General features: G+C 44.2%; 22 protein-coding genes. 5 read left to right on the top strand and 17 right to left on the bottom strand.

The features are described from left to right. Positions 1-83: 83 nt before the first annotated feature. The 7 genes from zipA to E0Z06_RS05640 all read right to left on the bottom strand — a co-directional run bounded on the left by zipA (position 84) and on the right by E0Z06_RS05640 (position 7,596). Positions 84-941: a cell division protein ZipA gene (gene zipA / locus E0Z06_RS05670; protein WP_132582721.1), complete on the bottom strand. Its 858-nt coding sequence runs from the start codon at positions 939-941 to the stop codon at positions 84-86. A 14-nt stretch (positions 942-955) separates the two neighbouring features. Next, positions 956-4,369, bottom strand: coding sequence for a chromosome segregation protein SMC (gene smc, locus E0Z06_RS05665; protein ID WP_132582719.1), 3,414 nt, complete (start codon positions 4,367-4,369; stop codon positions 956-958). Between the two features lie 76 nt (positions 4,370-4,445). Beyond that, a complete protein-coding gene (locus E0Z06_RS05660; RefSeq protein WP_207903149.1) occupies positions 4,446-5,063 on the bottom strand; it encodes a mechanosensitive ion channel domain-containing protein in 618 nt (205 codons plus the stop codon). Between the two features lie 29 nt (positions 5,064-5,092). Next, positions 5,093-5,593: a YcgN family cysteine cluster protein gene (locus E0Z06_RS05655; RefSeq protein ID WP_132582717.1), complete on the bottom strand. Its 501-nt coding sequence runs from the start codon at positions 5,591-5,593 to the stop codon at positions 5,093-5,095. A 2-nt stretch (positions 5,594-5,595) separates the two neighbouring features. Further along, on the bottom strand, positions 5,596-6,258 hold the full coding sequence (locus tag E0Z06_RS05650; protein WP_132582715.1) for a fumarylacetoacetate hydrolase family protein: 663 nt from the start codon (positions 6,256-6,258) through the stop codon (positions 5,596-5,598). 2 nt (positions 6,259-6,260) lie between these two features. Continuing rightward, entirely contained in the window at positions 6,261-7,301 is a 1,041-nt protein-coding gene (locus tag E0Z06_RS05645; protein ID WP_132582713.1) for a lytic murein transglycosylase, read from the bottom strand. A gap of 25 nt (positions 7,302-7,326) precedes the next feature. Further along, positions 7,327-7,596, bottom strand: a complete 270-nt coding sequence (locus E0Z06_RS05640; protein ID WP_132582711.1) for a YcgL domain-containing protein — start codon at positions 7,594-7,596, stop codon at positions 7,327-7,329. 164 nt (positions 7,597-7,760) lie between these two features. Between E0Z06_RS05640 and minC the strand changes: the two genes are divergently transcribed. Genes minC through minE form a run of 3 tightly spaced genes read left to right on the top strand, consistent with a single transcriptional unit; the run spans position 7,761 to position 9,552 of the window. After that, positions 7,761-8,468 carry a septum site-determining protein MinC gene (gene minC, locus E0Z06_RS05635; RefSeq protein ID WP_132582709.1) on the top strand — a complete coding sequence of 236 codons (708 nt, stop codon included), beginning with the start codon at positions 7,761-7,763 and terminating at the stop codon, positions 8,466-8,468. A 10-nt stretch (positions 8,469-8,478) separates the two neighbouring features. Beyond that, positions 8,479-9,288, top strand: coding sequence for a septum site-determining protein MinD (gene minD / locus E0Z06_RS05630; RefSeq protein WP_132582707.1), 810 nt, complete (start codon positions 8,479-8,481; stop codon positions 9,286-9,288). A gap of 3 nt (positions 9,289-9,291) precedes the next feature. Continuing rightward, complete coding sequence (minE, locus tag E0Z06_RS05625; protein ID WP_132582705.1) at positions 9,292-9,552, top strand: cell division topological specificity factor MinE; 261 nt, start codon at positions 9,292-9,294, stop codon at positions 9,550-9,552. 78 nt (positions 9,553-9,630) lie between these two features. Here the strand turns inward: minE and E0Z06_RS05620 are convergent, their stop codons facing one another. After that, on the bottom strand, positions 9,631-10,032 hold the full coding sequence (locus E0Z06_RS05620; RefSeq protein WP_132582703.1) for a hypothetical protein: 402 nt from the start codon (positions 10,030-10,032) through the stop codon (positions 9,631-9,633). 403 nt (positions 10,033-10,435) lie between these two features. Between E0Z06_RS05620 and E0Z06_RS05615 the strand changes: the two genes are divergently transcribed. Continuing rightward, positions 10,436-13,684 carry a S41 family peptidase gene (locus E0Z06_RS05615; protein ID WP_132582702.1) on the top strand — a complete coding sequence of 1,083 codons (3,249 nt, stop codon included), beginning with the start codon at positions 10,436-10,438 and terminating at the stop codon, positions 13,682-13,684. Between the two features lie 321 nt (positions 13,685-14,005). Here E0Z06_RS05615 and rnd read toward each other — a convergent pair whose 3' ends face one another. From rnd to E0Z06_RS05595, 3 genes are all read right to left on the bottom strand, one after another. Continuing rightward, positions 14,006-15,139 (bottom strand): ribonuclease D, encoded by a 1,134-nt coding sequence (gene rnd, locus E0Z06_RS05605; RefSeq protein ID WP_132582700.1) that lies wholly within the window; start codon positions 15,137-15,139, stop codon positions 14,006-14,008. Between the two features lie 75 nt (positions 15,140-15,214). Next, positions 15,215-16,870, bottom strand: a complete 1,656-nt coding sequence (gene fadD, locus E0Z06_RS05600; protein WP_132582699.1) for a long-chain-fatty-acid--CoA ligase FadD — start codon at positions 16,868-16,870, stop codon at positions 15,215-15,217. A gap of 163 nt (positions 16,871-17,033) precedes the next feature. Beyond that, a complete protein-coding gene (locus tag E0Z06_RS05595) occupies positions 17,034-17,885 on the bottom strand; it encodes a methyltransferase (RefSeq protein ID WP_243695568.1) in 852 nt (283 codons plus the stop codon). A gap of 251 nt (positions 17,886-18,136) precedes the next feature. Between E0Z06_RS05595 and E0Z06_RS05590 the strand changes: the two genes are divergently transcribed. After that, complete coding sequence (locus tag E0Z06_RS05590) at positions 18,137-19,435, top strand: alkaline phosphatase (RefSeq protein ID WP_132582697.1); 1,299 nt, start codon at positions 18,137-18,139, stop codon at positions 19,433-19,435. Positions 19,436-19,447: 12 nt separating this feature from the next. Here E0Z06_RS05590 and E0Z06_RS05585 read toward each other — a convergent pair whose 3' ends face one another. The 6 genes from E0Z06_RS05585 to E0Z06_RS05560 form a co-directional block, all read right to left on the bottom strand. Further along, a complete protein-coding gene (locus E0Z06_RS05585) occupies positions 19,448-19,957 on the bottom strand; it encodes a chalcone isomerase family protein (protein ID WP_132582695.1) in 510 nt (169 codons plus the stop codon). Then, the gene (locus tag E0Z06_RS05580; protein ID WP_132582693.1) at positions 19,941-20,441 is read right to left on the bottom strand and encodes a DUF2878 domain-containing protein; all 501 of its coding nucleotides are present in this window, start codon (positions 20,439-20,441) and stop codon (positions 19,941-19,943) included. The genes E0Z06_RS05585 and E0Z06_RS05580 overlap by 17 nt, the downstream gene beginning before the upstream one ends. Continuing rightward, positions 20,438-21,178, bottom strand: coding sequence for an SDR family NAD(P)-dependent oxidoreductase (locus tag E0Z06_RS05575; protein ID WP_132582691.1), 741 nt, complete (start codon positions 21,176-21,178; stop codon positions 20,438-20,440). Before E0Z06_RS05575 ends, E0Z06_RS05580 begins: the two co-directional genes overlap by 4 nt. 62 nt (positions 21,179-21,240) lie before the next feature. Continuing rightward, the gene (locus E0Z06_RS05570; protein ID WP_132582689.1) at positions 21,241-21,540 is read right to left on the bottom strand and encodes a hypothetical protein; all 300 of its coding nucleotides are present in this window, start codon (positions 21,538-21,540) and stop codon (positions 21,241-21,243) included. A 61-nt stretch (positions 21,541-21,601) separates the two neighbouring features. Further along, a complete protein-coding gene (gene tsaB, locus E0Z06_RS05565; RefSeq protein WP_132582687.1) occupies positions 21,602-22,294 on the bottom strand; it encodes a tRNA (adenosine(37)-N6)-threonylcarbamoyltransferase complex dimerization subunit type 1 TsaB in 693 nt (230 codons plus the stop codon). Positions 22,295-22,297: 3 nt separating this feature from the next. Continuing rightward, positions 22,298-24,223 (bottom strand): ATP-dependent DNA helicase, encoded by a 1,926-nt coding sequence (locus E0Z06_RS05560; protein WP_132582685.1) that lies wholly within the window; start codon positions 24,221-24,223, stop codon positions 22,298-22,300. Between the last annotated feature and the right edge of the window lie 38 nt (positions 24,224-24,261).

Here is a 24,261-nt window from a genome sequence, read left to right as displayed (position 1 = left end):
CCCGAAAAAATATTGCTGTAATTTTGCCATAACAAAAACGGCAGGACTACTGCCTGCCGTTTTCGCTAATACTATTTTAGCATTTAACCATGGATCAATTGTTGGCGCTGAAACTCACGTATTTTATCCACATAATGCCGCACAGTTTGCACCGTTAATACACTGCGTTGGCCATCAAGCACTTGGCCGCCAAACTCTTCTGCTAGTTTTTTAGCCGCATTGTGCATTAAATTAAAGTTTTGTAGTGGCTCGCCAGGGCCGGGTAACATCATAAATAAGCTCACGCCACGGGTTGCTAATTTATTTATATTTTCTAAATCAAAAGTACCTGGGTTAAACATATTGGCCAAACTAAATAACACCGCACCTGAGCCGGCACTGTCTTGGTGACGGTGGAATATATCCATATCACCGTATTTAAAGCCCAGTGTTAATAGCAGTGATAATAAATCTGGGCCTTTCATTTCTTTGTTTTCCGGTAGCAACACATACAAAATAAGTACTTCTGCTGGTTCTTCCGGGCTGGTTATCGGCTCTTCCGCCGCGGTTATTGGCTCTGCCTCAAATGACATCTCTGCAGCGTCAACCTCGTCTAAAGCAGCAAAATGTAATCTTGGCTCTTGCGGCTCATCAAAAGGTAACTCAGCTTGCACTTCTTCGCTTTGCATTAGCGAAGTGCGGGGCAAGCTTTCGCGTTGATGTATCTCAGGTTTTACGTTACTCGCAGCTGCATTGTCCGCTTTTTTAACGACACGCACAGCACCCACACCCAACTCATCAAAACCCTCAGCCTTGTCAGTGTTTTCTTTAACTGATTCGTCGTAGTACCTATGCCTAGGCTGCCCAGCATTTTTTCGCACGGTCCACAACCCATGCAACAACAGCGCTCCCAATATTAGGGCGCCAATAATAATAAATACTAATCGTAATTCGAAAGCCATAAGGTTACCTTTAATTAAGAGGCTGCTGCCATTTTTACAGCATCATCCACATCTACAGCAACTACTCGTGATACACCGGGTTCTTGCATCGTCACGCCCATTAACTGTGCCGCCATTTCCATGGCAATTTTATTGTGGCTAATATAAATAAATTGTACTGTTTCCGACATTTCTCGCACCAAATTACAAAACCGACCTACGTTAGCATCGTCAAGTGGCGCATCTACTTCATCTAGCATACAAAACGGCGCTGGATTAAGTCGAAAAATTGAAAACACCAATGATAAAGCGGTTAGGGCTTTTTCACCACCCGATAATAAATGTATTGTGCTGTTTTTTTTCCCTGGCGGTCGCGCCATGATAGTAACACCTGTTTCTAGCATGTCTTCTTCGGTTAACGCTAAATACGCACTGCCGCCACCGAACACCTTAGGAAACAGGGTTTTTAATCCTTCGTTAACCTGCTCGAAGGTGTCTTTAAATTTTTGTCGCGTTTCTTTATCAATTTTGCGAATGGCGGTTTCTAAGGTGTCCATTGCTGCGGTTAAATCATCATTTTGCGCATCCAGATAATGTTTGCGCTCTGCTTGCTGTTCGTATTCGTCAATAGCGGCTAAGTTTATCGGCCCTAACCTGCCTACCGCATCAATGGTTTTATCTAACTGCTGCTGCCATGTTGTTTCGTCAGCGTCGGCTGGCAACTGAGCTAATACATCTTTCATGTTAGCCTGTTGCTCGCGTAGTAGCTCCATCATATTATTGGCTCGCACTCGATAGCCTTCTGCATCCAGTCGCAAATCTTCTAATGCAGCGCGTTTTTTATTTAGCAGCTGCATAATGCCTTGCTGCCCTTGTTCAAGCTGCCGAATTTGCGCTTCTACATTGGCGAGTTCATCCTGCTGCCTCACCATTTTTTGCTCGGCATCTTCGCGCTCAATCAGGCTTTGTTGTAGTTGCTCTTGTAATATCAGCTCCGGCTCGTCATCGCCTTGTAACTTTTGCTCAAGTTCGCTTACTTGCTCTTGTAATTGCTGTTGCTGCGAACGCATACGCAGAAGGTTTTGTTGTAATGTACTGAGTTGTTGTTCGGCCACTTTTTGCTGCATGAGCAACTGTTGTTGTTGCTGACGTTTTTGCTCAAACTGAGCGCGTAATTGTTGTAACTGTTGCTGCTGTGAGCCACCTTGCTGCTGCAGTTGCTGCTGCGCGCTATCATGTTCAATCAGTTGTTCAGCAGTTAACTCTAGCGCCAGTGAAAGTTGCTCAATACGCTCTTGTTGCTGTGCTTGATTAAGTTGTAATTTTGCGTACTCAGTGGCCAGTTTCTCGCTCAGCTTTTGCGCTTGCTGCAATGCTTGCTCAGCCAATAGCAGATCAGTTTGCAGCTGTTGTTGCTGACGCTGCTCGTTATTAACGACTTGCTGCGCGTGTTCTACTTGCTGCGTCGCGGCAATTACCTGCTCGGTTTGTGCTTCAAGCTGGTTATTTATGTGTTGCTGGTGTTGTTGTGCCGCCACTATAGCTATTTGTAGTTGAGCTAAACGTTCTACTCGCAGCAGGTAGCTGTCTTGCTGCTCGACGCTACTGGGTATTAACCAGTTACTGCCCAGCCAAATGCCCTCCGCGCAGATCACCGACTGCCCCATTTGCAGCTGCGGTTGCAGTTGTTGCGCCTGCTCTAGCGTTTGCGCGCAAATAATTTGGTTAAAGCTATCAGGATAAACACCTTGCTCAATTTTCGTCGCTAGGCTGTTAGGTGCTGCAGGTTGAGTATTGGTACTAACCATAGCTAGGCTGCTTGGTTGCATACTTTGCGCTACCATTGCGTGTTGCAACTGGCCAAGCGCTAATGCCACCGCGCTAGCCCAGCCAGTTTTAACCTGTAGCTGTTGTAATAACTGTTGCTGTTGATCATCTTTTTGCTGCTGCATTTGCTGCAAACGTTGTTGCTCTCGCTGTAGCTGCTGTAACTCTGAGCTCGCGTGCAACTGCTGCACGTCGAGTTCGCGGTGAAGCCGCTGCTGCTGTTGCAATGTTAACTGCAGCTCATTATAGGCTTGCTCAGCCTTTTCTACTTGGCTAATGCTTTGCTGTAATTGTTGGGCTAACTGCTGTTGACGCTGTAGCAGCGGCGCCAAGGCTAATTCGGTCAGCTCTTGTTGCAATTGGTTTTGCTGCTGTAGGTTGTCGTTTAGTTGCTGTTGCTGGTTCTGCAATTGCATTTGTTGCTGTTGCTGTTGTTGCTGCAAACTAAACTGCTGCTGTTGCCAGTGCATAAACGCGCGCTGTTGTTGTTGCTGTTCTTCTTCTAGCAACTGTAACTGCTGGCTAAGCTCGTCTAGTTGCTCCAGTAGTATTTCTAGCTGAGGTTCATCTTGCTGTAACTGCTGCTCTAGCTCATGCTGCTGCGCTTGCTCACTAGCAATATAGTCATTCGCCTGCTGCAAGCTGCGCTTCGCCTGTTGTGCTTGTGCATACAAGGTTTGCTGCGTTTGGCGCTGATGCAAAATTTGCTGCTCTAAACGGCTGATCAATGCGCCTAACTGATAAAACTGGCTTTGTATTTGCTCTAATGCTTGTCGGCCATCTTGCGCTTGCTGCTTTAACTCTAACAACACCCGCTGATCGCCAAGCTCTTGCGATTGATATTTATCTAGTTCTGTTTGCTGTTGCAAGCGCTGCTGCTCTAGCGCGTTAAAATGGTTGGTATAATGCAGCCATTTTATTGTAGTTAGCTCTGCTTTTAACTTACGCTCTTGGGCTTTAAGCTCTTTATAGCGCTGCGCTGCCGTGGCCTGTCGTTTAAGCTTTTCAATATTTTTGCCCAGCTCTTCACGCACATCAGCTAAGCGGTCTAAATTTTCGCGGGTATGTTTAATGCGGTTTTCCGTTTCGCGGCGTCGCTCTTTGTATTTGGAAATACCGGCGGCTTCTTCTAAAAACACTCTAAGTTCTTGTGGTTTAGATTCAATTAGGCGCGAAATCATGCCTTGTTCAATAATGGCGTAACTGCGCGGGCCAAGGCCAGTGCCTAAGAAAATATCGGTAATATCGCGACGACGGCACTTACTGCCATTAAGAAAATAATTAGATTGCGCATCACGAGTAACAATACGCTTAATAGAAATTTCGCTACGATCTGCCAAGCCACCGGTTAAACGGCCCTCGGTATTTTCAAACACGAGCTCAACAGAGGCTTGCGACACGGGCTTTCGCTGCGATGAGCCGTTAAAGATAACGTCGGTCATGGCATCGCCGCGTAAGTTTTTTGCTGAGCTTTCGCCTAGTACCCAACGCACCGCGTCTATAACGTTAGATTTGCCGCAACCATTAGGCCCAACCACGGCGGTCATTTGCTGGGGAAAAGGTACGGTAGTGCTATCAACAAACGACTTAAAGCCGGATAGCTTGATCTGTTTTAAGCGCATTAGGGCAAGATTACATTCTAGTTAGCATGGCGTTTGGTCGAATGTAGCAGTGCATTGTGTTGCTGTCACGGTAATACTACTCACTTTTGTTGCCAATCAATAGCTTACGCCGCCAGCGCTGGGCTTTTTCTGCAACGGTATTTTGTACTACCTTGCGGCTCTTTTTCGGATAAATGACTACTGGTCGCGAGATCAATAAGTTATTGGGGTATACAATCTGTTCATTATCTTTAGTACGTAGTACGGTGCTAAATAAATTTATTTCAACAATTTTGCCTTCAAGATGATTACCACCATCAATAACACGTATTTCCATACCTTCGGCAAAGGCTTTTTGCCCCAGCAAGATAAAAAACGCAGTAATATTACTCAGTAGGCTCCATGCGGCAAATAACGCGACACCGATTACGGCGATCATTGACGATGCCAGTACCAGCAAACCGCGAATATCAACGCCCCACACCACGCTCAGTACTACGGCTAGCAGCAACGCCAGTAAAATATGCGACACCACCAATGCACGTTTGTGCATTTCAGCTTTAAGGCGGCTGCGCGAAATAACCTGAAATAGCAAGGGTGCCAAACGCCGACTGATCATAAAATACAGCGCGATGACCAAACTACTAATAATCAGCTGCACCGTAGTTGGGCTAAAGTGCTGCATTAGTTTTTGAATATACTCTATAACTGGCAAGCTAAAACTCCCCAAATTGTGGGTAATAACTAATCTAAATCGTTCAATGGCCAGCGCACAATATAATCTTCAAAATCCTCAAGGTTAACCTGCAGTTCTGAAATACTTTTATTGCGTACCGACATTTGCTTTTTATGCATCAAGCTTTTTTTACCATCATTTAATAATGGGTGCCAATGCGGTAACCCCCGGCCCTCATGTAACCGCCGGTAAGCACAGCTGGTTGGCATAAAGAAAATGTCTTTTAAATTTTCTTTAGTTAGCGCAATGCAATCAGGCACTAATAGCGTGCGCTGGTTATACTCGGTGCACTCACACTTATGGCTATTTAAATAACGACAAGCAATATTGGTATAATGTACCTGTTCGTTATTATGCAAAACAGCAGTCGGCCCAGCTTCGTCTTCGTCGTCATCATCAATAAACTTATTTAGACAACATTTACCACAGCCATCACACAGTGCTTCCCACTCTTGCTGGTTCATTTCATCCAGCGTTTTATTTTGCCAAAACCGTTCAGCCAACGTCATGCTTAATATACCCTACTGTTAACGCTAAAAAAATTAGCAAGCTGCAATTGCAGCTGATCACCCAAATGCAGTGGCCCAACGCCAGCCGGCGTACCGGTAAGCACTATATCACCCGGTAATAACGTAAAATGTGCACTCATTTCGCTAATTATTTGCGTAATACTGCGGATCATATTAGCGCTGTTACCTTGTTGGCGCAGTGTGTGGTTTACCGTTAGGCTAAATTCTAACTGCTGTGCGGCTACTACCTGCTGCTTTTCAACAAAACCTGCTATAGGGCATGCCCCATCAAAACCTTTAGCGATTTCCCATGGTCGACCCAGTTGTTTCAATTGGCTTTGTAGCTCTCGCAAAGTAAGATCAAGCGCTAAGCTGTAACCCCAAATGGCATCATTAACCGTGGTCGCATCAGCATTTTTTAACGGTTTAGCAATAAGTACCGCAAGCTCGAGTTCGTTATGCACCTCGCCTTGTTGCTGTGGAATACTAAAACCCGGTGCCAACGCGCATAACGCGGTTGAAGGTTTAATAAAAAACAGGGCCTGCTCCGCTGTTTTACTTTGCATCTCGGCAATATGGTCATGATAATTTTGCCCAATGCACACCACCTTACCCACAGGCAATGCAATAGGCTCACCATTTAAGCTAACGTGCTGATATGGCATTATTACTCCGAGGTAACTATAAGATCAGCTAAATAGCCAACGCTGGTAACAAAGTAGTAAGAACGGTTCCAATGCATTAACGCTTTGTAATTGTCATAAGCTAAAAATGCCCGACCCGTTTCACCATCAGGCAATACTAGCGCAGCATTAATATCACGCGGTGGCAGTGGCGTTTTATTTAAACGTTGTACACCTAACTTATGCCAATCAGCCAAACTGCGTTCTGACTTATTCCAGCGTTCTAACCATTCGCCACGCTGTAAACTGCCGCGCGCAATAGCCTGAGTATTATCAAAATTAGCGGGGAGCAATACTTCGCGGCCCCAGGTTTTACTATTGTCCCAGCCTTGTTGTTTTAAATAGTTAGCAATAGAGGCAAAAACATCCAACTGGTTAGTCCAAATATCTTTTTTACCATCGCCATCACCATCTTGTGCATAGGCCATAAACGAGCTGGGCATAAACTGGCTTTGGCCCATAGCGCCAGCCCAAGAGCCTTTCATTTCGTCTAAGCTAATATGGCCTTGGGCCAAAATATCTAAGGCTTGATAAAACTCTTGTTTAAAGAAGCTTTCACGTCGACCTTCGTACGCTAGTGTTACCAAAGCTGAGGGTACTGAATAGGTGCCCATAAAACGGCCAAAGCTACTTTCCAGCCCCCACAGCGCAATAATAAAGCGCGGTTGCACGCCATATTTTTCACCAATTTTTTCTAGCTCAGGTAAATATTGCTGATAACGTTCGCGCGCCATTTTTATACGTATTTCGCTAACACGTTTAGGTAAATAGGTACTTAGGGTTTCCACCACTTCTGGCTGCGCTTTGTCGGCACTAACAATGCGTTCATGATAGGTTAACGAAGCGAATACCGGCTCTACCAACTCTGCAGCGTAGCCTTTACTTAATGCTTCCTGTTTTAGTGTTGCGGTGTAATCGGCAAAACTGGGCTTAGTCTCGTTTGTACTTTGTTCTTGCGCATTAACGGTTAACACGCCGGCGCTAAACACCGCTGCTGTAGCAAGAGAAATTAGGGTTCTAAACATAATAAGGCCTATAAGATGAGAAAAATTAATATTGCTGCGCTTTATGTTGTGCTAACAAGTTTTCGGCAGGAGGTGGTATTTGCAAGTAAAAACCGTGTTGCTCCAACTGCTGCTTAACCTTATCGATATCAGCCAACGCTAAATGTTCCCGCTTGGCTAAATTAAGTAAGGTTACCAGCACTGGCACGCCAAAGGTTTTCAATAGCACTTCAGGCACCGCAGAAAAGTTATCGCGCTGCTTTACATACAGATAGGTCTGATCTTTTTTTACACTTTTATATACTGCACATAACATCGAATAAAACCACGCCGCAAACTTGCTTAACGAAAGCCTAAACTATAACATGAAGCCTTGTTATTGCGTACCTACCAACGGGTAGCAATGCAAATAAATACACGGCTTGGCGCGACCCAAGCTACAGTTGCAGCAAATTATTATAAGTGCGCAAAGAATCAGTTATGTCAGAACAGACTTTGGAATTAAAAGGTAGCTTATTTCCCTTATCGGTACTCTCCTGCCCAGATCTTAGCGTCAACGCATTACAGACGCAGTTAGCTCAAAAACTAGCACAAGCACCCGCATTTTTTTATCAAGCACCGATTATTTTAAACTTAAGCCAATGCCAACAAACCCCCGACTTTGCAGCAATTAAACAGCTATTTGTCGAGTTAAAGTTAGTGTTAGTGGGTGTGTGTGGGGCCAATGCAGAACTAAAGCAGCAAGCGCAGCAAGCTGGCCTTGCTGCATTGCAACTGGGCAAAGACAACAAAAGCACGACTAGCGCAGTGTCTAGCAGTAAAGCTGCTGAACTAACCGCAAACGTGGCCAGTGCAGCAACGGACAGTAAAGTAATTGAACACACGGTACGTTCAGGCCAACAGGTATATGCTAAAGGTACAGATTTAATTGTCAAAGGCACCGTAGGCGCAGGCGCCGAGGTTATTGCTGATGGCAATATTCATATTTATGGCACCTTACGTGGTAAAGCTATTGCCGGTGCTAGTGGTGACAACAGCAAACGCATTTATTGTTACAACTTGCAGGCCGAATTAGTGTCTATTGCCGGTAACTACTGGTTAAGTGAAAGCTTGCAGGGCGAATTTTGGGGTAAGGCAGCGTGTATTAAGCTGCAAGACGACCATTTAGTATTAGCAGAATTAGTATAAGGAATTTTTGATGGCAAAAATTATTGTTGTCACCTCAGGCAAAGGTGGTGTGGGAAAAACTACGTCTAGCGCAGCTATTGGTACCGGTTTAGCATTAAAAGGCCATAAAACTGTTATTATCGATTTTGACGTTGGCCTGCGTAATTTAGACTTAATCATGGGCTGTGAGCGCCGCGTAGTATACGATTTTATCAACGTAATTAACGGTGAAGCGAATTTAAAACAAACATTAATAAAAGATAAGCGCATCGATAACCTGTTTATTTTGCCGGCATCACAAACGCGCGATAAAGACGCCTTAACCAAAGAAGGTGTTGAGCGAGTACTAAACGAGTTAGCTAAAGATTTCGATTTTATTCTCTGTGATTCTCCTGCCGGTATTGAGTCTGGCGCCATGATGGCACTGTACTTTGCCGACGAAGCCATTGTAGTTACTAACCCTGAAGTATCATCTGTACGCGACTCAGATCGTATTTTAGGTATGTTATCTAGCAAGTCTCGCCGCGCTGAACAAGGCTTAGACAATATTAAAGAGTATTTACTTCTTACTCGCTATAACCCTGAGCGAGTAGAGAAAGGCGAAATGTTAAGCGTAGAAGACGTTAAAGATATTCTGTCTATTGACCTAATTGGTGTCATACCAGAATCACAAGCCGTGCTTAGCGCCTCTAACTCTGGCCAACCAGTTATCCTAGATAAAGAGAGTGACGCTGGCCAAGCCTACATGGATACAATTAATCGCCTGTTGGGCGAAACTGTGCCGTTCCGCTTTTTAACAGTGGAGAAAAAAGGCCTGTTAAAGCGGATATTTGGAGGATAACGGATGTCATTACTGGATTATTTTCGTTCAAGCAAAAAAAATAGCGCTAGTACAGCAAAAGAGCGGTTACAGATTATAGTCGCGCATGAGCGCAGAAAACGTAACAGCCCAGATTACCTGCCGCAGTTAGAGCGAGATATATTAGAAGTTATTCGTAAATACGTAGATATTTCGCCAGAACAAATTGCCGTATCGTTAGAGCAACGAGACAACGAATTGTCGGTATTAGAACTCAATATTACTTTTCCGGAAGATAAGCGTTAAATCTCTCAAACACAAATAAACAAAGCCCGCATTAAGCGGGCTTTGTTTATTTGTACGTCAACTCAGACTATCTGTTTACTAACCTTCTGGCCGAGAAACAAAACCTGTAGTTCCTTTTTTTGCTTGCGTCTTAGATACCAAGTCCCAGATTTCACTATCCTCGTACTTATAGTATTCAGCTCTTTCATACCACTCGTCGCCACGGTCATCTTCCCACCATCGCTCTTCAACCCTTCGCTCCTCAACCTCCTCTTGTTCTTCAGACGGATCACAATTTTTTTTGCTCTCATCACAGACCGCTTGAATGCTAAAGCGAGCTGAATGATCTTTTACCTCTTTACTGACAATAGTAACTGCAGTGATCTCAAGCAACAATTTTGCCTGACTAAAATCAATATCCTCAGCTGATATAGCTTGTGGTGCAATAATCGCTGCCCCCAAGCTCCCAACAAAAAAAAGTGAACGAATGACTGAACTCATGCAAAAACTCCAACAAAACATTATCAACACTATAATTGCAAAATAAATCAACACATTTAACACAAAGTAAACGTTACTTACAAAAAAATTAGCTTACATAAACCAATGTGCTCAAAAAAAATAAATATCAACACTAACATGGCCTCCTTAACGATAAGTGCGAACTTCAAACACAAATAAACAAAACCTTTGGATGCGGGCTTGACTTACGTTATCTCAATAACCATTTTGTTAATGCCTTGAAGGTCAGATCCAGAGTTAGCAATTGTGTCTGACTCTCAAGCCTTAAAAAAACCACCTCAATTGAGGTGGTTTTTTGCTATGCTCAATACCATTAATTATATTGCCGGTTAATTTCATCTACTTATATTCCAAAAAAATAACGATAAAATAAGGACTTAACATGTTTAAACCACGGTATTTATGCTTGGTGGCAATTTTGGCTTCTGCCGGTGTTTGTGCCGCTGAAAGTAGCCGCTTATTGCGCCAGCCCGATATTTCAGCTGATAAATTAACCTTTGTTTATGGTGGTGATATTTGGCTAGCCGACCGCAACGGGCAAAACCCACGGCAGTTAACTAGTCATCCAGCCAATGAATTAGCTCCGCATTTTTCACCCGATGGCAACTGGATCGCATTTTCAGCAAGTTACGATAACAATACCGATGTTTATGTTATGCCGACCTCAGGCGGCACAGCGCAACGTTTAACGTGGCATCCGGCTGCTGATACGGTAAATGGCTGGAGCCCTGATGGCAAAAAAGTACTGTTTGCCTCAAACCGCGAAGTGGCCAATAGCCGTAGTAATCAATTATTTGAAGTTGCCATAACCGGCGGCTACGAAGAAAAAGTTATGCCAGCTGTCGCTTTTGAAGGTAAATGGTCTAAAGATGGCACTAAGCTAGCCTACCGGCCAAATAACATGGCTTATAGTGGCACCAGCGGTTGGCGTTTACACCGTGGCGGCAGTACACCGCCAATCTGGATTATTGATTTAGCCAAACAAAACCTAGAAAAAATACCACACCCCAATGCCAATGAATTTAACCCGTTTTGGCTTAATGACAGCGTATATTTTTTATCCGACCGTGATAATAAGGCGGTTAATTTATTTAGCTACACAGCAAATAAAGTTAGCCAGTTAACCCAGCTACAAGAGTGGGATATTGAAACCGCAGCAGGCTATGGTGACGCTATTGTTTACGCCGCTGGTGGTTATTTATATCAATTAAACTTAAACAATGGCCAAAGCCAGCAAATTAATATCGATATTAAAACGCAGTCCGCACAGCGTCGTGCGCAATGGAAAGACGCTAGCCAAAACTTAACGTCGGCGCAATTATCCAGTACGGGACAACGCGTTATTGTTAGTGCACGCGGCGATATTTTTACCGTACCGGTTGAAGAGGGTTCAACCCGTAATTTAACGCAAACCTCTGGCGTTCGTGAGTTCTCTGGCTTGTGGAGCCCAGACGGCAGCCAAGTGGCTTATCTGTCAGATAAAGGCAATACGCATCAACTGCTAATTCAAAACCAAGACGGCATGAGTGAAGCAACAACCTATGCCTTAAATAACGATGGCTATTTAACCTTACTCAGCTGGTCGCCCGACGGTAATCGTATTGTCTATCAAGATAACCATTTAAATTTATATGCCTATGACATCAAGAAAAAGAGTAATCAAAAATTAGATACCTCATTACGCCGTGCGGAATTTAAGGTTAGCTTTTCCGCTGATAGCCGCTATTTGGCTTACACCGTGTCAAATGAAAACTACTTTAGCCAAATTAAACTGTTCGATTTTACTAATAATAAAAACGTCCAGCTAACTGATGGCTTAAGCCATGCGGATGACCCCGCATTTAGTGACAATTACTTATACTTTACCGCATCAGTTAATACCGGGCCGTCTCAAGTTGGCTTAGATTTATCTACCCAAGAGCGCCCTATTCGCAAAGCTATTTATGTCGCCATACTGGCCGCTAATGGTAAGTCACCGTTATTGGTTAACAGCGGCGATGAACCTAAAGCCGACACCAATACTGACGCTGACGATAAAGCTAAACCCAGCAAAAAAGTAACGCCAGTTAAACTGGATGTAGCCGGTTTAAACCATCGCATTGTTGCCTTACCTATTGCTGAGCGTAACTACGACAGCTTAGCGGTTGCTAATGATGGTGCGTTATTTTATTTACAGCGCAGCCAACCGGGCAGCAGCAACGAATTACCTCAAGCCAGAGATGATAATAATGCCAGCTTGTATCGTTTTGACTTTAAAGAAAAAACCAGCAGCGAAATTCAAGACAAATTATCCGCTTTTAGCTTGAGTGCTGATGGTAAAAAACTCTTGTTAATCTCAGATACTAATAGCCTAAAAATTGCCGATGCCGTTGAAAAGCCCAAAGCCAAAGATATAAGTTTAGCGGACGTCAAAAGCTTTGTTGATCCAGTTCAAGAATGGCAACAAATTTTTGATGATGCATGGCGTATGCAGCAAAACTATTTTTATGATGCCAAAATGCATGGCATTAATTGGCAGGCTATGTACGAAAAATATCAGCCTATGTTAAAGCACGTGCAACGCCGTGAAGATTTAAACGATGTACTCGTAGCCATGATTGCCGAGCTGCAAGTTGGCCATAACCGCATTGGCGGCGGCGATATACATCAAGAGCCAAGCAATAACGTGGGTTTACTCGGTGCCGACTTCACCATCCGTGATAATCGCTATCAAATAAGTACCGTGTATCAAGGCGATCGCTGGTCACCGTTTTTAAAAGCGCCACTGGCGGTACCTGGTGCTGCCGCTAAAAATGGTGAGTACCTGCTCGCCATTAACGGTAAGCCGCTGTTTGCCAGTGAAAACATTTACCAACGCTTAGAGAACACTGTCAAAAAGCAGCTAGTACTAACCCTTGCCGACAATAGCAACGGTAAAAACAGCCGCAATATTACGGTTGAGCCGGTGGCGAATGAAAGCCAATTACGGCTTTGGCATTGGGTAGAGCAAAATAGACAGTTAGTTGACAAGAAATCCAACGGTAAGCTGGCGTATGTGTATTTACCTAACACGGCTGATGGTGGCTTTTACTTTTTTAACCGGATGTTTTTTGCGCAGGTAGATAAACCGGCATTAATTATTGATGAGCGTAAAAATGGTGGTGGCCAAGCAGCTAACTATATTACTGACATTTTAAGTCGGCCATTTTTATCAGGTTGGAAAGACCGTGATGGCTTAGGCTTTACCACTCCAGGTGGCGCTATTCATGGCCCGAAAACTATGCTAATTGACCAAGATGCCGGTTCAGGTGGCGACTTCTTACCTTGGGCATTTAAATACTTAAAGTTAGGCAAAACCATTGGCACCCGCACTTGGGGTGGCTTAATTGGTATTTCTGCAAACCCAAATATGATTGATGGCGGCTTTCACGTAGTACCGTTTTTCCGCTTTTATACTGCCGATGGTGAATGGCGGGTAGAAAACGAAGGCGTAGCGCCAGACATTGAAGTCGAGCTTGACCCAATTGCTGTAAATAAAGGTATTGATGTGCAATTAGAGCGCGCAATTAGCTATACGTTAGAGCAATTAAAAGCTAACCCACCAGCCGATCATAGCCAAGCCCCAGCCATGCCTCAGCAACTGGGTTTGTAACAACACTACTGCTAGTTATTAAATAACCAAAAAGGCTGCATCACTGCAGCCTTTTTCATTTCGTTAAATCTGTCCCACCCTAAATAAGGTTGTTCTTGCTTATGGCTGCACAAAGTCATCCATTAAAATTAACCCAACATCAGCGGTTAAGCCTACGCCATCACGCGCAATTGCGGTGTAAATACTATTAGCTTGAAGCGATAACACCACCGGGCCTATAGCAGCAGTTTTAGGATCAAAAATAACCGAAGCATAAAATCGCCTTAACCTATCTAAAAATTAGACAGGTTAACGCGCTGTTACTTTTTTTGCTGATATAACTTACTTAATAATATGTTCGGGCCGTGGAAGGAATGGCAGTAAATACTCAGCGCGCCAGCCTTTAAGGTATTCCGGCGTAGGCAGTTGCTGGCGTTCGGTATCAGATACGCGCCAGCACCAGTTTAGGTATTCGTTTAACTGGCGTTTTACGGACATAAAGCCACTGGGTATGCCCAGCTCGTCGGCCGATACCTTTACCGCTTTAGTTAGCTCGTTAACGGTTTCTTTGTAGCCAGGAAACTGCGCTTCGTGATAAAAGCGCTGTGGACAGGTAATAATGGGTTGCTCTTTAGCTTGGCCAATAAGATCAACTAATAGCTTAGCGTGCCGTCTTACATCACGTGGCGGCATACCGGGAATATTAAGTAAACTTTCTGCGGTTGCCGGCCGGCGTTTAGCTAACTCGATTAAATGAATATCTTTTAAAATTAAGCCAAGCGCTAAATCTCGCTGCTGGGCATAACGGTAACGCCATCCGGCTAATTCGCGTAACACCGACAGCTCTCTTGGTGTTAACAGCCAGCTATTTTTTATTTCTAAATATTTATATTCTAGCGGCAGTAATTGCTCGCGTCGGTGCATTAACTGCTGGCCTTCTTGCAGCAATAATTGATGCTGCAACGCTGACAGATGGCTTAATAATTTTTCGTATAACGGGAATAAAAAGTGCACATCGTTGGCAGCATAAATTAACTGGGTTTCGGCTAAAGGCCGCGCTAACCAGTCGGTACGCGATTCACTTTTATCGAGTACTTCGCCGCTTAGCTGCTCTACCAAACGCGCATAGCCCATGCTGGCGCCCCAGCCAATAAGTTCAGCAGCCAACTGGGTATCAAATAACGGCGCAATGTCGTACACGCCAATAGTGGCCAGTGCTTCGATATCTTCACTGCAGGAATGCAATAGTTTAACGATACCCTGATCTGACATTAACCGCTTCAGCGGTTGCCAATCTGAAATGGCTAGCGGGTCAACTAATGCCAAGGTATGACCATCAAATAACTGAATAAGGCCTAATTTGGGTGCGAGTGTACTTTGGCGAATAAACTCGGTATCCATCGCTAATACTTTGCTATTAGCGACTTGCTGACAATATGTTGCCAACGCGATGTTGTCAGTAATTAAACCTGTCATCTGTTACCTGTATTGTTTCGTGTCTATCTTACAAACAAAAGCCGGCATCTAAGCCGGCTTTTGTTGTACAAGCTGTTAGCCGCGAAGTTCGCGACGTAAAATTTTGCCAACGTTGGTTTTGGGCAATTCGGTACGAAATTCTACCTGTTTCGGTACTTTATAGCCCGTTAATTGTTCACGACAATGTTGGATAATTTCTTTTTCGGTTAAAGATTGATCCTTTTTCACAATGAATAATTTAACCGCTTCACCAGTTGCTTCGTTAGGTACGCCAACCGCGGCAACTTCAAGTACCTTTTCATTCATTGCAACCACTTCTTCAATTTCGTTCGGGTAAACGTTAAAGCCCGATACCAAAATCATATCTTTCTTACGATCAACAATATAGAAGAAGCCTTGTTCGTCCATACGGGCAATATCGCCAGTATAAAGCCAGCCGTCTTTTAATACTTTGTCAGTCTCTTCAGGTCGGTTTAGGTAGCCAAGCATGACTTGTGGCCCCTTGACGAGCATTTCACCCACTTCACCTGCAGGTACATCGTTGCCATCTTCGTCAACTAAACGAATATCGGTTGATGGTGCAGGTAAACCAATACTGCCGTTAAACGAGTCTAAATCGTATGGGCTCACTGTAACTAAAGGACAACATTCTGTTAAGCCATAGCCTTCGACTAAACGAGTACCAGTCGTTTTTTGCCAGCGTTCAGCTACTGGGCGCTGCACTGCCATGCCGCCACCTAATGACAACCTAAGGGTAGAGAAGTTAAGATCTTTAAAACCAGGGGTATTTAATAAACCATTAAATAAGGTATTAACCCCGGTAATAGCTGTAAACGGAAACTTGCTGAGCTCTTTAACAAAACCAGGCATATCACGTGGGTTAGTGATTAAAAGGTTAGTACCACCATATTTGAAGAATGTGAAGAAGTTAGCCGTTAAAGCAAAGATATGGTACAGCGGCAACGCGGTTACGACGTGCTCGTGACCTTTCTCTAAAAAGGTGTCTAAGCAACCACTAACTTGTTCTAAGTTACCCACCATATTGCGATGGGTTAGCATGGCGCCTTTAGACACACCAGTAGTACCGCCGGTATATTGCAAAAAGGCAATATCGCTACCCTGCATAACGGGCTGGCTGTAACTGAGCGTGGCACCTTTTGCTAAGGTGTCATTAAAGCGCACAAACTTATCTAATTTATATGCAGGTACTAATTTTTTAATGTACTTAACGACTAAATTGACAGCAGTACCTTTAAACATACCTAAGCAATCACCCATCTTAGTAAGAATAACGTGTTCTAGGTGCAGCTTATTTTCAACAGCCGCTAAGGTATGGGCAAAGTTTTCGACAATAATAATGGTTTTAGCTTTAGAGTCGGTAAGCTGATGCTCCAATTCGCGCGCTGTGTATAACGGATTAACGTTAACTACGGTACAACCGGCACGCAGTATACCCATAAGCACAATAGGATATTGCAGCAGGTTGGGCATCATTATGGCAACGGCGTCACCTTTTTTTAGGCCTAGCTCAGTTTGCAAATAGGCTGCAAACGCGGTGCTTTTCTTATCAAGCTCCTGATAACTAATACCTTTACCCATATTAATAAAGGCAGTTTTATTCGGATATTGCGCAATGCTTTGGCTGAAAATATCTAATAATGACGGGAAATAATCGGCATTAATCTCTGCGGGTACACCTGACGGGTAACGTTTTAACCACACTCTATCCACCGTCTTCTCCTTTTATCTAAGGTTATTATTGTATATATGTGAAACACTCGGCATGCAATCTGCGGCTGCACTTTCATGGCCCGGTGATCACCGGCGGCACATTGGAGCATTTACTCTAGCCGGTAATCATCCCACAATTATTAATTTTGCACAATTAGCAGCATTAGCGTGTAGGTTTAACAAATTTAAGCGTCATACGATCACTCTCGCCAATAGCCAGATAGGCTGCTTTATTATCCTGCCCCATGGCAAGGGTAGGTGGCAAGGCATAAACGCCTTTAGGATAATTCTTCGTGTCTTTAAGGTTTGCATTTAACTCGCTAGTGGCAACCAAAGTAAAACCTGCAGATTCAGCCACTTTAATTACATAAGCCTCATCTAAATAGCCATCTACTGCCGAGCTAGAAATGTCCGATAAGCGTGCTGCGCGATGTTCCACCATACCCAGCACACCACCTGGTTTTAGCGCTTGAAACAAGGTTTCCAATGTTGTTGTTAAATTACCATCATCATTCCAAATATGCGCATTGCGAAAAGTTAACACCATATCAAACTGTTGATACTGCGGCGGATAAAATGTCGGCGGGTCTAATTCTATTAAGGTCGGCTCACCAAAATAGTCTACTTCATTGGTAATACGCTGCGCCAAATGTTGGCTAACCCGCGCCCAAAAAATACTGCGTTCATTTTTAAATGAGCCATCATTGTGACGAAACTGCGCTAAGGTTAATTTGCCACTCTCTTTCAGATAAGGTGCCAGTATTTCAGTATACCAACCGTGACCCGGCCACACTTCAAGCACCGACATCTGTGGCTGTATGCCAAAAAAATCTAGTGTTTCAGCAGGATGTCGATATTGATTGCGCTGTCTATTTTCACTACTGCGTACTTCAGAGTTAGCAAACAGTGTCAACGCTTCAACGTTATCATTTACTGAAGCTAAACTGGGGAAACTGGTTAAGCAGCTAAATAATAACGATAATACCACTGTCTTTTTTCTAATAATTATTGACATACTTCTAGCCTTACTAATAACTAATGCTGCCCATTATCGGCTGACCTCAGCCGCTAAGCAGATTAACTCCGTGTTCGAGTATTCAGTTTTAATTCAGTTCCATTGCACGCTAAATTACTATCCCTGAGCCATAAATGCCAAACAGCGCATTAAGCTTACTAAAATAGCGCTTTATCGACATCGCTTTGTCATAGTTACGCTATAAAGTACACTAGCAATTAAGAACATCAAGCTCTAATAAGGTAATTTCTATGCGCCCACATTTATTGTCGTTGTGTTTGCTACTTGTGCCTACGGCCACTCTAGCTGCACCGAAGAATATTATTTATATGATAGGTGATGGCATGGGGCCAACTTACCTATCGGCTTATCGCTATTATAATGACGACACCAGCACCAAAGCGGTAGAAAACACCATTTTTGACGAGCTATGGCGAGGTATGGCCAGCACCTACCCTGATGATGACACCTATGTAACCGACTCTGCTGCAGGTGCTACCGCGCTTGCTACTGGTGAAAAAAGTTACAATGGAGCGATATCGGTTAACCGCCAACATATTCCAATTGGCACTATGATGCAGTTAGCGAAACGCCAAGGTAAAGCTAATGGCATTGTCGCCAGCTCGCAAATAAACCATGCTACGCCAGCCGCATTTTTGGCCCATAACAAAAGCCGTCGCAATTACAATGAAATTGCCGATATGTATGTCGATTATCGTATAAACGACCTGCCGGTAGCCGACGTTATGTTAGGCGGCGGTACTGATTACTTTGTGCGGGAAGATAGAAATTTGATCACCGAGCTTAAACAGTTGGGGTTTCAATACACTGATAGCTGGCAAAAACTGGATAGCTTAACCAAGATGCCTGCAATGGCATTGTTAGCAGAAACGGCGTTGCCGGCAGCATTAAATACCGAGCAACCTCGCCAGCTAGCTACCTTAACTGAAAAAGCACTTGCGCTATTAACACCGGCGAAAAAAGGTTTTGTGCTAATGGTAGAAGGCAGCCAAATTGATTGGTGCGGCCATGACAATGACATTGCCTGCGCGATGGCAGAAATGGACGATTTTGCGAAAGCCATTGCAGTAGCAAAAGCTTATGTTGATGCGCACCCTGATACATTGTTAGTTATTACTGCCGATCATGAAACTGGCGGTATGACATTGGGCGCCGCAGGTAAATATTTATGGCTACCTGATGTAGTGAAAAAAGTTAAAGCCACTGGCCGCAGCATTGCCAGCCAATTAAAACACGCTGATTCAGATAAGGCCGCGCTGGAGTTATGGACACAGTTAACCTCAATTGAGCTAACTGACACCGAACAAGCCACGTTACTTAGCACCAGACAACAAGATGAAACTGAGCTGCGTAAACTATCGAACCAGTTAGTAGCTAAATATTCCTACACCGGTTGGACGACTTCTGGCCATACCGCTACAGATGTTGCGGTACTAGCCTACGGCAAATGGCGTGACGAGTTTACTGGCTTTCAAGACAATACTGATATTGCCAAAAAGCTAATTCAGTATATTCAACAAACTAAATAAACCCGTATTACCTTACTGCGCCGTTATTAGTTGACGGCGTAGTTTTGGCGCGCTGCTATCTGGGCTAAGCCAAATATCAAAAAATGCTGGGCCAAATTCAGTGTCAGTTACTTTGCCGGTTTCTTCACCATTGAAATAAAACACTACACTGCCATCTTGTTGCATTAATGCAGAAAGCTTGTCACCTTTATCTACATCGCGCCACAATTTACCAAGCTGCACTACCCAGTTATCTTGTTGGCTTTTAGCAACATTATTTAGTTTTTGCCACTGCTCTAGTGTAGCTGTGATAATATCGTCTTTAGCTATTTTTCGTTTGTACTCAAGCTCTAACAATAAAGGGCTGCTGGTTTTATAATCACTAAATTCACCGTTTGGTGTTGCTAATCTGGCATCGTATAGCTGCCAAAATAAATATCGATACGAGCCCTGCCCCACAGTGTTTAACTCTGGCAGTGCCACTGCTGAAAATGACAACATACCCAGCAAAAATAATAAGCCAACGTTAGTTAACCGGTACATATAAGCTCCTTGTTTGTCCAAGCACAACACCAATAACTGACCAGACGGCTATTAGCACCAGCCATGAAATTTCATTTTGTGGAAACAGCAGTAAATGCTGGCTTAATTTAGCACCGCTAAAGTACGATAACGGGCCACCAACACCCGCCAATAACACCGCTAGCCATATGGGCTTTAGCATTGCCGCCATAAATTCAACTGCGGCAATAGCAAATACCAGCCAAATCAATACAAACCATAGCGGCAATCCATTACCGCCAACAAACTGAATTATATTACTGGCAACTAATATGCTATCAACCACTAAACCCAAAGCAAATACCGCGATAACGGCAAGTTGGCCTTTGCTTGGTAAACGCCAAATGGCATAAGTTGTGTACAAGGCTACGGGCAATAACGCCAAGTATTGCCAGTAGATCAAGGCAAACCAGCTAGCCTGAAAACCAATAAAGGCGCGCCAACTAAAACCATAAGCTGAACTCATTGCTGCTTTAACCGTTTAGCCACGCTAATACGTAGGTTGTAAGGCAGCAGCGCTAACAATTTCAAACTCACACTTAAACGCCGAGGAAAACGAATGCGGTTTTTGCCCGCTATTAAGCCATTAAAAATTCGTATGGCCGCCTGCTCTGGCGTTACTAAAAATGGCATAGCAAAGGTGTTTTTCTGTGTTAAAGGGGTGTCAACAAAGCCGGGCTCAATTAAACACACGCTAATACCGCTATCGGCAATATCAACACGCAAACTGTCGGCAAAATAACTTACTGCTGCTTTACTAGCACCATAGGCTTGAGATTGAGTGAACGGAAAAAAGTGCGCCATAGAACTAACAATGGCCAATTGTGGCGTTAACGATGCACGAAGTAAGGGCATAAAATACTTTGTTGCCGCCACTACCGCATGAAAATTAATAGCAAAAGTGCGCTCAAACGCCGCTAAGTCTAAATTGTTCGCGTCAACATATTCGCAGGTTCCAGCATTTAGCAGCACTAAATCCAATACTACACCGGCATTAATTAACTGCTGGGCTACGCCACTCATCGCGATATGATCGGTAAGATCTAACACTAACGGGCGAATATTAGCGGTTTTTGCCAGCTCTGCTAGCTTATCTTTTGAACGCGCAACTGCATATACCGTCCAGCCATTAGCTGCATAATGCAATGCTAATGCACGGCCGATACCAGAACTGGCGCCAGTAATTAAACAAGTAGATGCCATAACAGCCCCCAAAGCAATATATGATTGTTAGGGTTACGTTAAGAAACAGCGATTGGATTTATTTAGGCGTAAAGATCGACGCCGAGCATAGATTGAACTTCGCTACGGCGCTGTTCATTAGCCAAACTTTGATAAGCGGCTACCGCCTGTTGACCGCGGCGGCTGGTATTGTCATTAAAATTAAAACGCTGACGTCGTTCATCATCAAGTTTATTAACTACGTCTGAACTGGCACGTACGCCACGACCTTGAAGTAATTCAGTGGTTTGTTCGCTGCGCTGCGGCGCACGACGAGGCTCATTACCAACAAAAACGCTGGCAACGCTAGTCGCATTCAAACTCTGATTTACATTTAGGGTCATAGCATCATCACCTAACATACCTGTGGTTAGTATAACCGGAATGCTTTATTAGCCAAGTATTTTATCTACCCGGTAATTTTTGCCAAGTAACTTCATCTCGCACATACACCGGCTCGGCCTGTTCGGCATCAACAAATTGCCCTGCTTTATAAGCGTTCTGCGCTAGAATTAGCATATCTTGCGCTGAAGGATATAAAATATCACTCACTGTTGCTGCTTGTAACGCCAATAATTGCTCAGTATAAGTTTGCCAGCCGGTGCCTACTGCTATCACATCGCCCGTTAAATTAAACGCACTCGCTAGCTGCGGCTTTAGCGCTAACTCGTCACTGGTTGCCAGCATTACCTCGTCTTTTAACGCAAAGCTGGCGATATACACCTCTGCCATCCGCGCATCAATAGCGGCAATAACCTGGCTAGCATTATGTAATCGGTACGCCGCTTGCGCCATCGCCGCTAAGGTTGACACACCATATACCGGTAAATTAGCACCAAAGGCTAAACCCTGAGTTACCCCCACGCCAATACGCACGCCAGTAAAACTGCCAGGGCCACGGCCAAACACAATACCATCAAGCTGCTGTAAACTAACGCCAGCTTCGCTTAATAATTGCTGCACCATAGGCAGTATGCGCTTGCTGTGCTGCTGTGGGCATACTTCATCAAGGGTTAATATCTTGCTGCCTAACTGCAGTGCTACCGAGCACGCTTCGGTTGAGGTATCTAAGGCCAATAACTTTAACGAAGAGGGCATAACTTAATTGTCCCGTTTATTTTGTTGTAAAAAAGCGACCGCTTCATCAAGCGATCGCGTGCGGCGCATGGGCGGCAAGCTGGTTAAAAACACTTCGCCATAGGGCTTGGTAACTAAACGATTATCACAAATAACCATTACACCGCGATCGGTTACGTCACGAATTAACCGCCCTACGCCCTGTTTTAGCGTAATAACCGCTTGGGGTAGCTGCACTTGTGCGAACGGGTCTTCGCCGCGCATGGCGCAGTCTTCACTACGCGCCTGCAATAACGGCTCATCAGGTGAAGCAAATGGCAGCTTATCAATAATAACGCAGCTTAAGGTATCGCCGCGCACATCGACGCCTTCCCAAAAGCTGCCGGTACCTAATAAAACGGCGTTATCCAGTGTAACAAACTGCTCTAGCAATAAACGTTTACCGGTGCTGCCTTGTACTAACACGGGTTGACGTACTAAGTCAGGCAGTTGCTTTGCGACTAACTGCAACATACGATGGCTAGTAAATAAAAAGAAACAGCGACCATTATTCGCTTCAATTAAACGTACCGCAATTTGCAGTAGCTGCCCAGCCATTGTTTGCTCGTGCGGCTCGCTTAAATAACGCGGCACGCACAATAGGGCTTGTTCAGCATAATTAAATGGGCTTTCTAGCAGTAAGGTTTGTGCGGAATTTAACCCCATCTGCGCGGTGTAATGACTAAAACCGTTGTTTACTGACAAGGTTGCAGAGGTAAAGATCCAACTACGCTGGTCTGCCGCCACAATATCACGAAATTTGTCGGCAATACTCAGTGGCGTTAAATGCAAACTTACCTGTAAGCGTGTGGTTTCAAACCATAAACTTACGCCACTTTGCTGCAGATCAAGTAACTTGATTAATCGTATTTTAGCTAGCGCCAGCCGTTCAAAGGCATTATCGACCAGTTCGCTGCGACCTAAGCTACTTTTAATCACTAAATACAGCATGTCTATTGCTTCGCTAACACGATTAACTGCGGTTTGCATACTGGCTTGCTGATAGGCTTCGCGCCAATTGCCGCGGCTAGGTTCAGTTGAAAATTGTAAGCGCCAGTCTTTAATCAGTACGGCTAATTTATCCGCGGTTTTAGCAAGTTGTGGGTGATCACGTAACTCACTTTTACAGGCTAAATCAATATCACGGCAAATATCGAGTAATAAACGGCTTGAAACATTGTCACCAAAATAATCGCTGGCAATATCGGGTAACTGGTGTGCTTCATCAAAAATAACCACGTCCATCTGCGGCAATAACTCACCAAAGCCGGTATCTTTAAGCGCTAAATCGGCGAAAAACAGATGATGATTTACCACTACCACATCGGCAGCTTGGGCTTTTTTTCGCGCTTTTAATAAGTGACAGTCGTCATACACGGGGCAGTCTTTGCCAAGGCAGTTATCGGTAGTGCTAGTAACATACGGCAGCGCTTTAGAATCTTCCGCAATGTAACTTAGCTCGCCAATATCGCCGCTTTGGGTTTCGGCCGACCACTTTTTAATTAGCGATAAATCTTGGATTAGCTGCTCGTCTTGCATTGGCACATGATGATAATGCTGCTCTAAACGAAATAAACACAGGTAGTTACTGCGGCCTTTTAGTAATGCCAGCTGCAATGGGCTGGCTAAGGCTTTAGCAACCTTGGGTAGGTCACGAAAATATAATTGTTCTTGCAGGTTTTTAGTACCGGTAGACAGTATTACTTTTTTATTACTTAACAATGCTGGCACTAAATAGGCGTAGGTTTTTCCGGTGCCGGTGCCGGCCTCAACCACTAAAGCGCCGGGCGTTTCGATAACATCGGCCACCGCTAAGGCCATTTCAAGCTGAGCGTCGCGGGCATTAAAACCGGCAATATGCTTGGCTAAGGTACCATCAGGCGCAAAGGCTAAACTGACCTGCTTACGCATAGCAACTTAGCATACAGGATAAAGATCTTAGATTATTT

Source organism: Rheinheimera sp. D18 (assembly GCF_004345025.1).
GTDB lineage: Bacteria > Pseudomonadota > Gammaproteobacteria > Enterobacterales > Alteromonadaceae > Alishewanella > Alishewanella metallidurans.
This window is presented reverse-complemented; position numbering and strand designations above follow the sequence as displayed.

Coding starts and splice junctions, on each gene's coding strand:
- E0Z06_RS05640 (WP_132582711.1), bottom strand. CDS start 7,596: ATGTTATGTGCAGTATATAAAAGTGTAAAAAAAGATCAGACCTATCTG.
- E0Z06_RS05575 (WP_132582691.1), bottom strand. CDS start 21,178: ATGGCATCTACTTGTTTAATTACTGGCGCCAGTTCTGGTATCGGCCGT.
- E0Z06_RS05655 (WP_132582717.1), bottom strand. CDS start 5,593: ATGACGTTGGCTGAACGGTTTTGGCAAAATAAAACGCTGGATGAAATG.
- E0Z06_RS05615 (WP_132582702.1), top strand. CDS start 10,436: ATGTTTAAACCACGGTATTTATGCTTGGTGGCAATTTTGGCTTCTGCC.
- zipA (WP_132582721.1), bottom strand. CDS start 941: ATGGCTTTCGAATTACGATTAGTATTTATTATTATTGGCGCCCTAATA.
- minE (WP_132582705.1), top strand. CDS start 9,292: ATGTCATTACTGGATTATTTTCGTTCAAGCAAAAAAAATAGCGCTAGT.
- minC (WP_132582709.1), top strand. CDS start 7,761: ATGTCAGAACAGACTTTGGAATTAAAAGGTAGCTTATTTCCCTTATCG.
- tsaB (WP_132582687.1), bottom strand. CDS start 22,294: ATGCCCTCTTCGTTAAAGTTATTGGCCTTAGATACCTCAACCGAAGCG.
- E0Z06_RS05570 (WP_132582689.1), bottom strand. CDS start 21,540: ATGACCCTAAATGTAAATCAGAGTTTGAATGCGACTAGCGTTGCCAGC.
- E0Z06_RS05595 (WP_243695568.1), bottom strand. CDS start 17,885: ATGTCAATAATTATTAGAAAAAAGACAGTGGTATTATCGTTATTATTT.
- E0Z06_RS05585 (WP_132582695.1), bottom strand. CDS start 19,957: ATGTACCGGTTAACTAACGTTGGCTTATTATTTTTGCTGGGTATGTTG.
- E0Z06_RS05580 (WP_132582693.1), bottom strand. CDS start 20,441: ATGAGTTCAGCTTATGGTTTTAGTTGGCGCGCCTTTATTGGTTTTCAG.
- rnd (WP_132582700.1), bottom strand. CDS start 15,139: ATGACAGGTTTAATTACTGACAACATCGCGTTGGCAACATATTGTCAG.
- E0Z06_RS05650 (WP_132582715.1), bottom strand. CDS start 6,258: ATGCCATATCAGCACGTTAGCTTAAATGGTGAGCCTATTGCATTGCCT.
- E0Z06_RS05590 (WP_132582697.1), top strand. CDS start 18,137: ATGCGCCCACATTTATTGTCGTTGTGTTTGCTACTTGTGCCTACGGCC.
- E0Z06_RS05620 (WP_132582703.1), bottom strand. CDS start 10,032: ATGAGTTCAGTCATTCGTTCACTTTTTTTTGTTGGGAGCTTGGGGGCA.
- E0Z06_RS05560 (WP_132582685.1), bottom strand. CDS start 24,223: ATGCGTAAGCAGGTCAGTTTAGCCTTTGCGCCTGATGGTACCTTAGCC.
- E0Z06_RS05645 (WP_132582713.1), bottom strand. CDS start 7,301: ATGTTTAGAACCCTAATTTCTCTTGCTACAGCAGCGGTGTTTAGCGCC.
- minD (WP_132582707.1), top strand. CDS start 8,479: ATGGCAAAAATTATTGTTGTCACCTCAGGCAAAGGTGGTGTGGGAAAA.
- smc (WP_132582719.1), bottom strand. CDS start 4,369: ATGCGCTTAAAACAGATCAAGCTATCCGGCTTTAAGTCGTTTGTTGAT.